The sequence below is a fragment of the Mesorhizobium sp. WSM4822 genome (genome assembly GCF_055811155.1).
In genome coordinates, this window is the sequence record NZ_JBVVQM010000021.1 from 1 (window position 1) to 15,095 (window position 15,095).

The following is a 15,095-nucleotide window of genomic DNA, read 5'->3' on the forward strand; positions in this document are numbered from 1 at the left end:
ACCAACTGGACTCGCTGCCCCGGCCTCCTGTCGAGCCGCCGCAATTGGCGGCGTATCACCAGTTCGACGCAAATCAAGAGGCCCAAGCTCACGCAGTTCCTGGCATGCAAGATATCTTGCCGCACATGACTCCGCCGCAGCATGCAGCAGAGGAACGGAATGCGAATCTGGACGGCCACATAGCAGATCTTGAGGCTGAAGTCCGTGCGACAGGTACGCAAATCTCCTATGAACAGCTGCGGCGGGGTGGTCTAGTCGGACAGGCCATAAACCGCGACTTCAGTCACGCCCGAGACGACCTGATGGCTGCCTCGAGAAGCAGAGATCGCTCCGGCCGTTGAGGTCTCGGCCATGGTAAGCCAGCATATTCGATCTTTTCGTGACACACGAGATCGGTCACGAGCTGAGAGCGATGTCGTAGTGGCTGGATGAACATCGTGATCTGCTCGGATTGGTGACCCGAGACCTGGGTCGAGACGACGTCAAGGCCACCCGGATGGCAAGGTCTGCCCGCCGAAGCCGTCTTGCGTTGCGCGTTGCTCAAGCAGTACCGCCAGCTGAGCTACCAGGAGCTGGCGTTCCATTTCGAGGACTCCGCGTCGTTCGAGCCTTTGCCCGTCTGCCGCGGTCATGGAGCTCGCAGAAGTCGGTGCTACAAAAGACGATCAGCGCGATCCGGTCCGAAACCTGGGAAGCGATCAATCGCGTGCTGATGACCAATGGCCGGCGGGCAAAGCCGGAAGACGGCGCTGTCGTGCGGCTGGACAGCACTGTGACTTCAGCACTCATGCACGAACCGAGCGACAGCAGCCTGCTGTGGGACGCAGTCCGGGTCATGGTGCGCCTGTTTGAAGCACGCTGATACCTTGATCGGCAGCGCAGGTTTGGCATGGCGCGATCATTGCCGCGCGGCTAAGAAGCGTGCCCGCAAGATCCAGTTCACACGTGGTCGACCCAACCGCGTCGAACTCTACCGTGAGCTGATCGGGATCACCCGCGCCACACTGGCCTATCTGCAGCAGGCAGCGGCCCGGGTTGGCGGTGGCGACCACTCCGTTCGTCGAACTTTGGCAAGCTCAGGTTTGCCACTATCGGCCGCTGATCGAACGCATCATCACACAGAGCGAAAGGCGAGTGTTGGGCGGCGAACCGCGGGTGTCCTGTTCGAGTTGTGCCTGGATCGGTGATGGACCAATCATTCTTCACGATTGCAGCGTGTCAGTCGAGATGTTCCCGTCGCCCTGGAGCCACATGCGGAAGGACGAGCGCGCGGGCTAGACGATCAGATACGGCTCGCAAGGAGCATCAGGTACGAGAGGCGGCTTGTCCGGTCGGATCGGCTCCCTCTTCGGGAATATCGTCAAATGACGAGTAGTTCAGGTTATAGAGTTTGGAATAGAGCCCGCCCATGGCCATAAGTTTTTCATGGTTTCCGGTCTCGATAACCCGGCCGTTCTGAAGCACGATGATACGATCGGCACCTCGGATTGTGGCGAGACGGTGAGCGATGACAAGCGCAGTCCGGCCTTCAAGGAGCTTTCTGAGGGCCTTCTGGATCAGCATTTCCGTGTAGCTGTCGATGCTGGCGGTGGCCTCGTCAAGAACGAGGATCTTGGCGTCGGCGACGAGGGCGCGGGCGAAACTGACAAGCTGGCGCTGGCCGAGAGAAAGATTGCCGCCGCGTTCGACGAGTTGAGTTTCATACCTGTCGGGAAGGCTCATGATGAAAGCGTGGGCTCCGACCACCTTGGCGGCCTCGATCACTTTGTCCCGCGTGGCTTCCGTCTTGTGGTAGCGGATGTTCTCGAAGATCGTGCCGGTGAACAGAAACGGCTCCTGCAGCACCATGGCGATCTGGTTGCCGAGCGATTCCTGTGTGAGATCGCGCACATCATGTCCACCGACCATCACTTGGCCTTGCTGAGCATCATAGAAGCGGTGAACGAGGGCCATCGCGCTCGATTTGCCAGAGCCGGTCGGCCCGACTAATGCGACCGTCTCGCCGGGATTGACCCGGAAGGAGACGTTTTTCAGCACCGGATGGTTGGGCTCGTAGCCGAACGTGACGTTCCTGAACTCGACCGAGCAGTCAATTTCCGGCGAAAGGACCCTCGCATCCCGTTTGTCCTGGACTTCGACCTTGACGTCGAGCACATCGATCAGGCGCTTGCCGGAGGCCATCGCGCGCTGCATGACTGAATACTGCAGGGTAAGGGATCGAATTGGATCAAAGAAGCGTTGAATATAGAATATGTAGGCGACCAATACGCCTACACCGATGCGGGCATTCATAATCATGGAGCCGCCGACCACAATGACGACGGCCATGGCGAGACCGGTGAGGCCATCGACGATCGGGACCATGACCTGTGCATACCTGGCAGCAGTCAGGTGAGTCCTGAGGTCGGCATGTGCCTTATCGTCATACAATACGAAGTTTACGCACTGGCGGTCCATGGACTGGACGGTGCGCACGCCCTGAATCGCTTCGGCCAATGCGCCGTTGACGACTGAATTGGTCTCTTGCGCAGCCATGAAAGCCTCGCGAGCACGCGGCAGCCACACGATGCGAATAATTAACAGGGCCGGCAAGACTGAGAGCGTCAGAAAGCCGAGGCTGAAGTTGACCGACAGCATTACAAAAATTATGCCGAGCAGAAGCGCAATGTCGCCCACGGAGTAGATCGAGTTTTCGAGAAATTCGTGGATAGAGTTGACGTCGCCCTGAAGGCGAGACATCAGGCGTCCTACCTCGGTCTTGTCCATGAAGGAGAGCGATACCTTCTGCAGATGGGCAAACATGGCGCGGCGGATGTCGAAAAGAACACTCTCGGCCATTTTCCCTACCACGGTTTCCTGCGCGTAAGCGGCCCCGAAATTAACCAGAATGGCAAGCGCAAACGCGACGGCGGCTTTCAGCAGGGCGGAGGCATCAGCGCCCGCGGGAGTTATGGCATGGTCGATGGCGTAGCGGATGATCAGCGGGATAAGAAGCTGCGTGCCAGTGAAAATCAACAATGTGGCAAGCGAGAGGACCGCCATGGCTCGGTAGGGATGAACGAAGGCCCATATGCGGCGAATGATGTTCTTGTCAAAAGCTCGGCCAAAGATCTCCTCCTCGATGCGATGGGACCCGACGACCGCGCGCGGTGGACGTCTACCGCTATCATTCGGTCCGACTTCGAGTTCGTTGGCGTGCCGCTTGGGCATCAGGGCGCGCCTCCAAACGTGGTCGCAATGTCATCTCCAGGGCGCAACTGAAGATCATAAAGGGCCTTATAGCGTCCTCGCTTGGCCAAAAGCTCTTGATGGGTGCCGCGTTCCACGATCTCGCCGTTGTCGACAAACAGGATCCGGTCGGCGTGCTTGAGGGAACTCAGCCGGTGCGCGATGATGATCGTCACCCTATCTTTGGCGAAACGCCCTATCGCCGCGCTGATGCGCTGCTCTGTGGCGGCGTCGATCGCGGCCGTTGAGTCGTCGAAAACGACGATTGATGGGCGCAACATCATCGTGCGAGCTATAGTGAGACGCTGACGCTGACCACCAGAGAGAGATCCACCACGTTCGCCGACGACCGTCTTGTAGCCCGCGGGCAGGCCAAGGATGTAATTGTGCAACTGGGCGGATTCGCTAGCGCGTTCAATCCGCTGTTCCTTCGCCCAGGGGTCGCCATAAGCGATGTTGTTCTCGATCGTGGTGGTGAACAGGTATGCATCCTGCTGTACGACGGCGACCGCCTTGCGAAGCGTAGCTAGGGTCACCCTGCGGATGTCCTGCCCGTCAAGCATGATGGTGCCGCCAGTCACGTCATAAAAGCGAGGAATTAAGTGAGCGATTGTCGATTTTCCCGAACCCGGCGGACCCACGATCGCGATCGTCTCGCCCCTATGGGCGCTAAACGTGATGTTCTTCAGAATAACGCGGTTTCCGGCGCCGGGATATGCAAACGAGACATTGTCGAAGCGCAGGGTGCCTTCGCCGATCTCGAGCTGTCTTGCACCGGAAGCATCCCTGATCGTGATGTCCTGGTCGAGCAGACCGAATACACGCGAACCGCAAGTGTAAGCGCGGGCGAAGCCGTTCACCATCAGCCCGATCTGGCGGACGGGCATTTGCAGTATGGTCATGAACGTCAGGAACATCGTCAGCGTTCCAACGCTGATCTGGCCGGCGATAACCTTGTTGCAACCGATCCAAAGAACCAACCCCATGGCGAAAAAGAAGGCGAGGGTCATTGCCGAGGTATTGGTCACATAAACGTTAACCTGCTTGTGGGCGAGTTTGAGCGCATTTTTCGAGGCGCGGTCGAACTTTACCATTTCATAGGCTTGTGCCGAAAACGCCCGAACAACGCGGATGCCCGCGAGGTTTTCCTCCATCACGCGGCCTAAGACGGAAAGCCGCTCCTGCAGGTCGAGCCAGATAGCGCGTAGCTTAAGCTGTGTGACCGACGACCGCCAGGCCACGAAAGGCATAAAGCTCAGCGCGATGAGACCGAGCACCGGGTCGGTAGAAATCATCATGCCCGCGCCGATCCCGATCAGCATGATGAGCATAAGCAACCGAACCAGAGCGGTGGAAAAATACATCCGCACGCCGTCGAGATCGAGGATGCCGAGGGTGATCAGGTCGGCTGAATGCACCCGGTCGTGAAAGGAAAAGCTCAGGCGCTGGACCTTCTCATAACAAGCCAGTCGCAGTTCGTACGCGGCGTGGTGCCCGACGGCTTCGGAAAAATAGTTTTGCGCCATCGTGAAGAGGCCGCGCAGCAAACTCGCTGCGAGCAGCAGGAGAGCCAGAGTCCAGAGCGTTTGTTCTGCGGCCTCCCCCGTGAGATCACTCCCGATTGCCACCTGGGTCTGGTCGACAGCCCAGCCGAGAAGCCACGGAATTAGCAACTGCAGGATCACGGCTATGATCGTCGAACCGATAGCTAGCGCGACCTGCCACGGGTGCCTCAAATTAATGCGCGTAATGCGCAGTAGTATGTTCAAGCCCCCGCCCCACGCGGCCGCTTTCACATGCGCGGAAGATTTGAGAAGGGTCGCGCCAACAGCATCACTGCCCACAGAATGTCCCCGACTGAATTTTGTGCCTTCGGAAGCGAGCCGGTCGACTCACACCAAAGATTTCCTCCAAGGTGATCCTGGCCACCATCGGCTCAAGACGCTGATCCGGCGAGTTGCGCCACGGCTTCGCTCGCTGGCATGTCGATCACAGTGATTCCGCTTGCCGCAAGGAAACGGGCCTCGTTTCTGGTCAGCGTTTCACCATCCATGATCGTGTAACGGGGGCCTTCCGAGCGCTTCATGATCTGCCTGGCGTAGATGCGCAGCATCTGATCATTGAAGCGGCAGCCGACGAAGAAAAACCCTCGGTGGACGCGTCGTTCCTTGACCACGTCAGGAATGGGCGTCTGGATATCGATTTCAGTCAGGGCTTCGACATAATCAGAGTCGGCGATGAGGAAATTCCCGGCCGGCCTGATACTGCCGTGAGGCGCATAGAGAACCGTCTCTGTCGCTGCTCCGGCCTCGAGCTCCTTTCCGAACAAATCGTAGGTTCTGGTCCAGATGTCGCGAACTTCGTTCGCCCGCGTGACGCCTTGTATCTCGGCGACGTCGGTTCGCCCGGCCTCAGCCAGCGCCGCCCTCATGGCGCCTTCGTACCAGCTGTCGATGATGAGGGAGAGCGGGAGTTTCGCGAGCCATTTGTGAAGGAGCGTCGGCGCCGTCGGCCCCGCGAATATATCTGTCATCCAGGCTTGAAGTGTGCGGCGATGCCGGCGCTGCTCGATGAATTGCGCGACTGACCACATGTTGGTGCGGATCTTCGAGGGGGCCGGCGCCCGCGTGTTGAGCGCGGCGGCGACGGCCTCCGGGGTACACGGTACAGCCGACTCCGCTGAGCTTAGCCGCAGCAGACCCGGACCGAGATATGGGATCACCTGATCCGAGACGAGCGCTTGTCTGGCCAGCTCAAGCAGCTTTCGGGCGAAACTGTCCCGCACGACGACGAGGTGGCCCGAAGTCGGGATCGTGTTCATGCTCTTTTCCTCTTGACGCCTCTCATTGAAGGGGCAGCATCAGTCCTCGCCGGGAAGCTTCCTTGCCTCGACGGTGATTGGCAGGCGCGTATGTGGCGGAAGATCGGGTAGGAGGAGCCGCCACCCATTCCTGAGCGTTACGACCCCGCCCCAGAGGTCTTGGTTCTCGAACTTGATGATCGGCTCTTCGAGATCCTTTTTGGGGACATACGCCGACAATCCCGAATCGGTCCTGCGGATCATTACTTTCATCCGGCCGTTCCTTGTTTGGCGTTTTCTTCGGGTTTGTCCAGGCTCATCAATTCACGCGCTCGCATGCCCACGACCGTCCCACGGTCGATCCATTCGACCGCGTAGATGAAGAACTGCTGGAGAAAAGTGCCAATGTCGCGCACATAACCCTCTTCACCCTTGCGCACCAAATTTTCGCCGATCTCCCTGCCAGGATAGGTGCCGTCATTCCTAACGTGGCGAGTGGCACGGACCCGCTCTCCCGGCTGAAATTGGGGAGGTTTGCGGACTTCCACCTCCAGTTCGCGGGCGAGCCACATGGCGGTTCCTTGGTTCTCTGGGGCTACTGTCATCGATGAGGCGCGCAGGCATTCCCGGGGGCAGCCACTTGTGTGGGTAACCGTGGACTCAGGCAGGAACGCAGGTCTTCGGCACAGGACACACCGAAGCACATTGCTGCGTTTCGAAAGCTCCCTCGCATTCGGTGCACTTCTGCAGCTCGACCACGTAGCTCTCGCCTTTGAACTTGATAGCGCCCGACGGGCATTCGAATTCGCAAGCGCCGCACTGTGTGCATTGGGATGCGATGATCTTGAAAGCCATTTTGACTCCTGATTCGAGTAGATGAGATGGGTTCAGGCCGTCGCCGCGCGTGCCTGGACGCCGAACTCGGCGGCGTAAACCGCGCCGATTGCCGTTTCGATGTAGTCATGGCCGTAAGCGTCGGTTGCTCGGATGCCGGCGGCCGCGAGCTGATCCTTGGGGCAGTCCCCGATTTTGACGCAAAGCACGACGTCCACGCCTTCCAGCGCAGCGATGACCCCGTCGAGAGTGGCCTTCTCGCCCCAACCCCCGAGGCAATACTGCTCAACCTTGCGGTGCCCGACAAAGTTGATCCCGCGCGTCGAGGCTTCATACATCTGGAATTCCTTGGCATGGCCGAAGTGTTCGTTGACGCGGCCGCCGCCCTTGGTCGCCACCCCGATGAGAAGGGACTTTCCGGACATCGATGTCTTCACCACTCCGAGCGCTTCGGTTCTGGCCGCCAGGTGATCACGGCGCTCGTCCGCGACCAGCTCCCGGTAGGCTCCGCGTTTGCTGGCATCGTAGGTGAGCTCACCGGGGATGTGGGACATCGTGAATTCCTGGCCACGATCTTCACCCAGCAGGCCGACGGCATCTGCCCGGCACTGCCGGCAGTGCCGCATCAACTTGGCGCCGCCTTCGAGACGATCCTGAAGAGCCTTCATCTCTATTGCATTTGGGCCACGCTGTCCGGTCAACCCGTAGTGGGTACCGTGCGCCGGGTCCGAGATCAGAGGCATGACGTTATGGAGGAACGCGCCGCGCTGCTTGACCCACTTATTCACCTCAATCAGGTGCTGGTCATTCACTCCAGGGATCATCACCGAATTGATTTTGGTGAGGATGCCGCGTGCGCTGAGCATCTCCAACCCCAGCATCTGCCGCTCGTGCAGGATTCTGGCGCCTTCGACGCCGCAATAGCGGCGGTGACCGTAAAAGATCCAGGGATAGATTTTTGCACCGATTTCCGGATCGACCATGTTGATTGTGATCGTCACGTGATCGACATTCATGTCGGCAAGCTGGTCGACATGGTCCGGCAGCGCGAGCCCGTTCGTGGAGACGCAAAGCCTGAGGTCGGGGATTTCCCCGACGACGCGTTCGAACGTGGCCTTCGTCTTCTCCCAGTCGTAGCAGGCATCACCCGGTCCGGCGATGCCAAGCACCGAAAGCTGCGGCACTTCATTGGCGACCGCGATCACCTTGCGTACTGCCTGATCGGGCGTCAGCCTTTCCGAGACAACCCCGGGCCGGCTTTCGTTGGCGCAGTCATATTTGCGATTGCAGTAGTTGCACTGGACATTGCAGGCCGGGGCGACGGCGACGTGCATGCGCGCGAAATAGTGGTGCGCCTCTTCTGAAAAGCACGGGTGGTCCTTGATCTTGTCCCAGATGGTCGGATCCACATCGTCCGGCCCTGTCGACGCTCCGCAGGAGGAAGATGTGCAACCACCCGACTGGGCACTCACCAGCAACCGGTCGGAGACCCTCGCGCCGGTCAGGCTCTCAACTGAAATCGCCGGTGCGGCCATTGAGCGGCTCCATTACGGGTTAACGTCGCCGTTCGAAGCGCAAGAGCAATGCCAACTCAAAACGTGGCGCTAGCTCACGAATTGGGTTTCCGCGTCTGAGATCATGGAGTTGCTCCGACATAGCTTTGTCGGACTTCTAACAGGGGCACGCTCAGAAGGTGAGGAAGACGACTCCGGTCGGACAATCAGTTCAAGAAAGACAACATCCTTGTCGCAAAACCGGGCGGGAATTACGCCGAGGGCGATCACGCGCGCCGACCGCTCAGCCGGCTCTCGGCCACGCGCATTCGTCCGTGGTGAAGTTGCCACTGCTCGACTGAGTCTGCAGGGTTCCGATCCAGGAGGGTGTGGCTCTCCTTTCTGCGATCGGCAAGACGACGGAAAGGGCAGGTGATAAAGGGGGCGTGACCGCATCACACGCTCGCGCTACTTTGGCTTGGGCTCCGACACAGTTCGCGTAGCTGGCGCAGTGTTCTCGTTCTCCACGTCATGAGGATGCTAAAATTTCTTCACCTCGATACCGTGTCGGCGCAAAGCGTACCCGACCTGGCGCGGCGTGACGCCGAGGACACGAGCGGCCTTGGCCTGAACCCAGCCGACCTTCTCCATCGCATCGATCAGCCGGTCGCGTTCCGTCAGGCGCGGGCCTATTGCGGGGAGAGCGGGATCCTCCTTTGCAGGGTCGGCAGTATGGGGTCGCACGTTGTCCTGCGGGGCGCCGAAACGCCCGCCCGGCATCGGCAATCCGGCGGGCATCATATTGCTTCGAAAGCGCTGGTTGCCGGTATTGCCGCTGTGCGAATGATCAGCTCTTTTCCAAAGGAGCCAGGACAGGCATTGGTTATTGTTGCAGGCAAAATCCGATGGAGCGATTGTCCTTGAACGCGCTAGCGTAGCCGTCCTTTGTATGCAGTTCTCCAATTCGCGGACGTTACCGGGGAAGTAGCATTGCGAGATAAACTCGAGCGCCGGCGGCGCGAAGGCGAGTTCGAGATGGTTCGCCTTGTTGAATCGCTCGAGGAAGGCGTTCGCAAGCCGAGGAATATCCCCCGGTCGGTCTCTGAGCGGAGGCAGGATGATTGGCACCACATTGATGCGGTAATAAAGGTCGGCCCTGAAATCCCCGTTTACGACAGCCGATTCGAGATCCCTGTTGGTGGCGCATATAAGTCGCACGTCGACCTGCAGCGTCTTGCTACCACCGACACGCTCCAGTTCGCCTTCCTGCAAGACGCGTAACAGCTTGGCTTGGAAGGCAGGCGAAATCTCGCCGATTTCGTCGAGGAGCAGCGTTCCCCCATTTGCCAGTTCAAAACGGCCGGCGCGCTGGGAAATTGCCCCTGTGAAGGCACCTTTTTCATGTCCGAACAGCTCCGACTCCAGAACGCTTTCGGACAGTGCGGCGCAGTTCAACTTGACGAAAGACTTCGCTCGCCGGCGCGAGAGCCTGTGTATGGCTTGCGCGAAAAACTCCTTGCCGGTGCCGCTCTCGCCCCTCAGAAGCACGGTGGAATTCGTCCTTGCTACAATGGAGACTGTTTCGAGCACCTGCTTGAGTGCGGGGCTTTCCCCGATGATCCCATCAATTTTGACAGGCGCACGCGGGACCGCGTCGGTCCGGGCCTTATCGGACGAAGTCTCCGCTCCCCAGAGCTCATCGACGCGCCGCTCACAATCGCTGGTCAAGCCGCGATGGAGGCGAACGGTGCGGCCGACGAGATCGGCCACCATCGTCAGGAAGCAGATGTCCTCATCGTAGCGGGACCCGTAGTCGCTGTCTCTTACGATCGACAACGTCCCAAGGATCCTGTCCTCGGCCTTAACCGGGACACCGATAAAGGCCATCGGGCGGAAATTGACGTCAGGACATGTCTGAAGGTCGCTCTGAAAAAACTCGGACGTCCTGAGGTCCGCGATGACGAGCCGCGTGCCGGTAGCGGCAATTTGATTTATTGCGGCCTTTGGTATGACGGGGCGAGTGCCTGATGGGGCGCTGCCGGCACTCGCGGCGATCTCCGGCTCACCTTCTGACTCCAGGACAAAGATGGCTCCATGGCGCATTTGCACAAATGACGGGAGCGTGTTCACGACGTTGGTGAGCGTAACCTCCAGCCGGGCGGGAGCCGTCAGCGCCTTCGAGACCTCGTAAATTCCCCTGAGCCAGTCATCTGCTTCGAACATCCCCTCACTGGCGGGTTTGCGGAAGGTGTCTCGACGTCCTGCTTCGTTGACCCGATCCGTGTATATGTGAGCCATGGAAAGACCTCAGCGGTTGTGGTCAGGGGTGCTCCTCCCAAGCGCCTTTTCATCAGTTCAGGACGTTCACCCCCTCCGCACGTGGCGCGATGGTGCCGGTAAGATTGCCCTTTGTCGAACTTCGGGGTGCACGGCTTCACACCCACTGAAACGGGTGCCAAGGCCGATCATCCGAACTTGAAGAGGACGCCGAAGCCACCCCGCGGATAGTTCCATTCGATCTCGCCGCTGGCCTCGCACAAAACGCGGCAGGTGCCGCACTCCATGCAGCCATCGGCTGTTATTTCGACCTGCCCTTTGTCGTTCAGCTCATAGCATTTTGCTGGACAGACGCGGGTCAGCGCGAGCAGGCTTGCGCTCGGTAGCTCGTGCGCTCGCACCTTTATATGCGCACGGCCGGGGTCCACCAAATAACGGTTCTGGTAAAGCTTGTCTTCGACACGTAACTTAGTCACCGGGTTCGTCATGTCGTCAGTGCCTCACCGCCACGCCAACGCCAAGCGAACCGCGTCGCTGACCAGCCCCCATCGCGAGCGTGCCTTGATGAAGGCTGCCGTGGTCGCCTTTTCCTTCTCGATCTTTGGCGTGCCGTCGACTCGCATGAAATTCTGCGCGGCTTGCGACATCAACCATGGGTAGGTCGTGAAGAAATTGGAGGCGTTCGTGTGGAGCAAAGCCGGCATGTCCTTGTATTTCCGCAGGTCTTTGATCACGAACGATTTGTCCAGCATTGCCTTGTAAAGGGCGAGGTTGCGCTTGGTCAAAGGATCGTTGCGTCTTTTGACCTGGATGATAGCCTCCGCCGCGATGCGGCCCGAGGTCATGGCAAGATTAGAGCCCTCGCGGTGAACGGCGTTGTTCAATTGCGCGGCATCGCCGACAACCACCCAACCGTCGCCAAAGAGCTGCGGAATAGCTTTGTAGCCACCTTCGGGAATGAGATGCGCGGCATATTCTTTCACCTCCGAACCGGCAATCAGCGGCCGGACCGAAGGATGGTTTTTGAATGCGTCGAGAAGGGCGTACGGGCTCTCCATCTTGGCGGCGAAATCCGAGACGAGGCAGCCGATGCCCAGTGAGATCGATTCCTTGTTGGTGTAGAGGAACCCGAGCCCGGCCATGCCGCGGGAGATCGTGCCGACTGCTTCAATCACACAGCCTTCACCCCCTTTGACGCCGAACCGCTGCTCAATGACCTCTTCGGGCAGGAAATGCATTTCCTTGACTGCGAGCGCAACGGATTGCGGCTTCAGCATCTTGCGCAGGCCGCCCCGTGTGCCAAGCAGTCCGCAGACACCCTCTGCAAGAACAACCACGTCCGCGTAAATCACTCCGCCAGCCCGATCCGTGCGGACGCCGATCACCTTGCCCTTACTATCGCGGACGAGGTCCGTCACCGTGGTCTCGCACAAAACGGTCGCACCGGCCTCCCGCACCCTGCGCGAAAACCATTTATCAAACTGGGCACGGATGATCGTATAGCGATTGGGCTTTACCTCGTTGAAGTCGTCCGAGCGATAGTGAATTCCGGTGTGGGAGGTGTCGTCCATAACCCATAACCGCTGTTCAACCAGATGCCGCTCGAGAGGTGCATCATCGCGGAAATCCGGAATGATCTTCTCCAACATGTTCGCATACATGATGGCACCCTGGACATTCTTAGAACCCGGATATTCACCTCGCTCCAACTGGAGCACATTCAAGCCGTCGCTTGCCAAAGTGTAGGCAGCTGCGTTCCCGGCCATTCCGGCGCCGATGACAATGGCGTCGAACTCTTCCTTGATCATCTGCATCTGCCTTAGCTCGCAAGCTTGTCGCGACTGTGCGGTGACAGCCGCCGGGTGAAGGCCTCGATCAAAGCCGGCAAGAAGCGCACCGCATCGGTGACGATCCCGAGGTGGGCGAAATCGAAAATCGGCGCGTTCGGGTCGGTGTTGATGGCCACGATAAGATCGGCTCCCTCAACTCCAACGCGGTGCTGGATGGCGCCGGAAATGCCGGCCGCTATGTAAAGCTTTGGCCGGATTGTCTTGCCTGTTTGGCCGATCTGCCGATCGGCCGACATCCAGCCCTTTTGAACCAGGGGCCTCGAACAGCCGAATTCGGCGCCTATCACGCGCGCGAGACTCTTTATAAGCTGCAGGTTCTCCGCTCCGCCGAGACCAAGCCCTCCCGCAACAACCACGTCCGCATAGGCGAGATTGGCGATGCCCGACTGGCTATCCGGAAGGAATCCCAGCACCTTGGTGACGATGTCGTCCTCGGCGAGCGACAGCTTGTGCGGGATGACACGCCCGATCGCTCTGTCGGTCCGCTGCGGCATGGGCATGACCCTCGGTCGCACCGTCGCCATCTGCGGCCTGTAGTTGAGCGTGTAGATCGTGCATAGCAAGGAACCGCCAAAAGTCGGGCGGGTCGCGGCGAGCGAACCGTCAGCATCCACGTCGAGTTCGGTGCAGTCGGCGGTTAGCCCTGTCAGCAAGGTGGTTGCGACGGACCCGGCGAGATCCCTGCCGAGCGTGGTTGCGCCCAGAAGCAGGATCTCGGGTTTGTAAGTATCAACCAGATCCGTCATCGCCTTGGTGAAAGGCTCATTGCGATAGGCGGCGAGCAGCGGCGCCTCAACGAGGTAGACGAGATCGGCGCCATAGGCGAAGGCCTCGGCGACTGCGTTGTGGGTGGCATCTCCCGGGGGTCCGAGCACAGCACCCGCGAGCTGGACGCCAAGTTCGTCCGCCAGCTTGCGGCCCTCGCCCAGCAGCTCGAAGGATACCGGGTGGACATGGCCGCGTTCGAGCTCGATGAAAACCCAGACGTGCCGATAGTCCCTGAAACGCTCGGGAAGCTCTTTCTTCATCCCGGCACGGCCGGGGGGCTGCCGAGGGGCGTCTGAGTTCGTGCTCGACATATGGTCTGCTCCTTGCCGTCACGCGCCCTCGAAGGCGAGTTCCGGTTCCAGCGCCGGCTGGCGGGTGAAGATTGCACCGATCAGTTCGTCGGCGACATCGCGCAGTGTCTTCTCCGCGGTCTCAATCTGCGCGGCCTTTTCCGACCGGGCGCTAGGGGCAAAAACGCGTTTGACGACCGTCGGCGAGCCACGCAAGCCGCATTTGGTGAGGTCTTCAATGCCGGCCTCGGCCGCGCTCCATTTCACAATCTGGCTACGTGCGGCGCAAAGCGCGTCTTCGATCGAACCCCGGCGCATCTCGTTTGTGCCTTCCAGCATGGTGATGAGGCAAGGCAGCCTGCTCTTCAGCTTCTGGGTGCCGCCCTCGCAACGGCGCTCGACCGTGATCTCGCCTGCAGCAAGATCAATGGAGGCGATTTTCGCGACATAGGTGAGTTGAAGCAGATCGAGACGCTTGGCGATGCCGGGCCCGACTTGGGCGGTGTCGCCGTCGATCGTTTGTTTGCCCGTGAAGACCACGTCCGGCGTGCCGAACGTATCGCCGATCTTCGCGATTGCCTGGGAAAGAGCAAAGGAGGTGGCCAGCGTGTCGGAACCGGCAAAGTAGCGGTCGGTCAAAAGCACCGCGCGATCGGCGCCGTAGCCAAGCGCCTTGCGCAGGGAGTCCTCGGCCATAGGTGGACCCATAGTCAGCACGGTGACCTCCCCACCATAGGCGTCGCGTAGCCTGAGAGCTTCTTCCAGCGCGAACAGATCGTAAGGGTTGATGATGGTCGGCACGCCCTGGCGCATGATGGTGTTCGTCACCGGATGGACCCGTATCTGTGCCGAGTCCGGCACCTGCTTGATGCTGACGACGATATGCATTGGCGTTCTCTGCGTTATCCCGATGCGGGCTGGCGGTGCGCGTTCTTGTTTGCATCATTCGTGCCAGGCATTTGCGGGCGCCCGTGTCCATTGAAGCCCCCGGTTTCGACGTCCGAATTGTCGGCTTGTCGACATTGTCGCGTCGCAACTATGTGGCTTATTCGCCGAACCGCTTCAGGACCGTGTCGAACGGAACGAATGTGCGGCCTGGCGTGTGAGGTTTGTCCGGATCATGATCTTTGAGCACCTTGAAAACCCGGTGCGTGAGCGGCGAGGAAATCGCGAATTCCTCGTAGGCGCGTACCAGCATGGCGCGCATGCGCGCGGCAATCACCTGGTCGGGCAGACCGGAGAAATCTTCCTCGACAAGGTATTGGCCCACACGCTTGAGGATATGCAGCCGCGAGACATTGAGCACCTTCGGATCATACGTGACGCCAAGGACAGCGAAGAACTCCTCGGCGGATGAGAGGCCTTTCAGGCGCGTGAGTATGTTGGTGACGTCGATGGGACTGCTGTCAGCGGAACAATTCATTGCATTCTCCCTTGTCGGAAACGGTGGTTTGTTGCGTTCGTCGCACATTCGACATGCAGCCCCGAAAGCCGCGGTTGATGAACGAATGCCGCTCAGCCAGCGCCGCAATCGCCTCGTCGACACAACTGGGCT

General features: G+C 59.6%; 13 protein-coding genes and 2 pseudogenes. 2 read left to right on the forward strand and 13 right to left on the reverse strand.

The genetic code is table 11. From position 1 onward, the window contains the following. Together AC0L3E_RS31685 and AC0L3E_RS31690 are read left to right on the forward strand one after the other, a co-directional pair. A pseudogene (locus AC0L3E_RS31685) lies at nucleotides 1–341 on the forward strand (type III secretion protein); the annotation flags it as partial. Between the two features lie 23 nt (nucleotides 342–364). Continuing rightward, nucleotides 365–1,149: pseudogene (locus AC0L3E_RS31690) on the forward strand (ISNCY family transposase); the annotation flags it as partial. Between the two features lie 156 nt (nucleotides 1,150–1,305). Here the strand turns inward: AC0L3E_RS31690 and AC0L3E_RS31695 are convergent. From AC0L3E_RS31695 to nifW, 13 genes are all read right to left on the reverse strand, one after another. Further along, the gene (locus AC0L3E_RS31695) at nucleotides 1,306–3,210 is read right to left on the reverse strand and encodes an ABC transporter ATP-binding protein (protein WP_473606505.1); all 1,905 of its coding nucleotides are present in this window, start codon (nucleotides 3,208–3,210) and stop codon (nucleotides 1,306–1,308) included. Then, on the reverse strand, nucleotides 3,210–5,072 hold the full coding sequence (locus tag AC0L3E_RS31700) for an ABC transporter ATP-binding protein (protein ID WP_473606506.1): 1,863 nt from the start codon (nucleotides 5,070–5,072) through the stop codon (nucleotides 3,210–3,212). The genes AC0L3E_RS31695 and AC0L3E_RS31700 overlap by 1 nt, the downstream gene beginning before the upstream one ends. 92 nt (nucleotides 5,073–5,164) lie before the next feature. Continuing rightward, nucleotides 5,165–6,049, reverse strand: a complete 885-nt coding sequence (locus AC0L3E_RS31705) for an SIR2 family NAD-dependent protein deacylase (protein WP_473606507.1) — start codon at nucleotides 6,047–6,049, stop codon at nucleotides 5,165–5,167. A 39-nt stretch (nucleotides 6,050–6,088) separates the two neighbouring features. Continuing rightward, nucleotides 6,089–6,301 (reverse strand): putative nitrogen fixation protein NifT, encoded by a 213-nt coding sequence (gene nifT, locus AC0L3E_RS31710; RefSeq protein ID WP_027162785.1) that lies wholly within the window; start codon nucleotides 6,299–6,301, stop codon nucleotides 6,089–6,091. Continuing rightward, nucleotides 6,298–6,600 (reverse strand): nitrogen fixation protein NifZ, encoded by a 303-nt coding sequence (locus AC0L3E_RS31715; protein WP_473606508.1) that lies wholly within the window; start codon nucleotides 6,598–6,600, stop codon nucleotides 6,298–6,300. The genes nifT and AC0L3E_RS31715 overlap by 4 nt, the downstream gene beginning before the upstream one ends. 88 nt (nucleotides 6,601–6,688) lie before the next feature. After that, the gene (locus AC0L3E_RS31720; protein ID WP_027162783.1) at nucleotides 6,689–6,883 is read right to left on the reverse strand and encodes a 4Fe-4S dicluster domain-containing protein; all 195 of its coding nucleotides are present in this window, start codon (nucleotides 6,881–6,883) and stop codon (nucleotides 6,689–6,691) included. 32 nt (nucleotides 6,884–6,915) lie between these two features. After that, complete coding sequence (gene nifB, locus AC0L3E_RS31725) at nucleotides 6,916–8,397, reverse strand: nitrogenase cofactor biosynthesis protein NifB (protein ID WP_473606509.1); 1,482 nt, start codon at nucleotides 8,395–8,397, stop codon at nucleotides 6,916–6,918. A 498-nt stretch (nucleotides 8,398–8,895) separates the two neighbouring features. After that, nucleotides 8,896–10,653, reverse strand: a complete 1,758-nt coding sequence (gene nifA / locus AC0L3E_RS31730; RefSeq protein WP_473606510.1) for a nif-specific transcriptional activator NifA — start codon at nucleotides 10,651–10,653, stop codon at nucleotides 8,896–8,898. A 167-nt stretch (nucleotides 10,654–10,820) separates the two neighbouring features. Continuing rightward, a complete protein-coding gene (locus AC0L3E_RS31735) occupies nucleotides 10,821–11,120 on the reverse strand; it encodes a ferredoxin family protein (RefSeq protein ID WP_473606511.1) in 300 nt (99 codons plus the stop codon). A 12-nt stretch (nucleotides 11,121–11,132) separates the two neighbouring features. Then, nucleotides 11,133–12,440 (reverse strand): FAD-binding protein, encoded by a 1,308-nt coding sequence (locus AC0L3E_RS31740; RefSeq protein ID WP_473606513.1) that lies wholly within the window; start codon nucleotides 12,438–12,440, stop codon nucleotides 11,133–11,135. Between the two features lie 11 nt (nucleotides 12,441–12,451). After that, nucleotides 12,452–13,561, reverse strand: coding sequence for an electron transfer flavoprotein subunit alpha/FixB family protein (locus AC0L3E_RS31745; RefSeq protein ID WP_473606514.1), 1,110 nt, complete (start codon nucleotides 13,559–13,561; stop codon nucleotides 12,452–12,454). 18 nt (nucleotides 13,562–13,579) lie between these two features. Beyond that, the gene (locus tag AC0L3E_RS31750) at nucleotides 13,580–14,428 is read right to left on the reverse strand and encodes an electron transfer flavoprotein subunit beta/FixA family protein (protein WP_473564606.1); all 849 of its coding nucleotides are present in this window, start codon (nucleotides 14,426–14,428) and stop codon (nucleotides 13,580–13,582) included. A gap of 157 nt (nucleotides 14,429–14,585) precedes the next feature. Then, nucleotides 14,586–14,963 carry a nitrogenase stabilizing/protective protein NifW gene (gene nifW / locus AC0L3E_RS31755; RefSeq protein WP_473602954.1) on the reverse strand — a complete coding sequence of 126 codons (378 nt, stop codon included), beginning with the start codon at nucleotides 14,961–14,963 and terminating at the stop codon, nucleotides 14,586–14,588. Nucleotides 14,964–15,095: the final 132 nt, after the last annotated feature.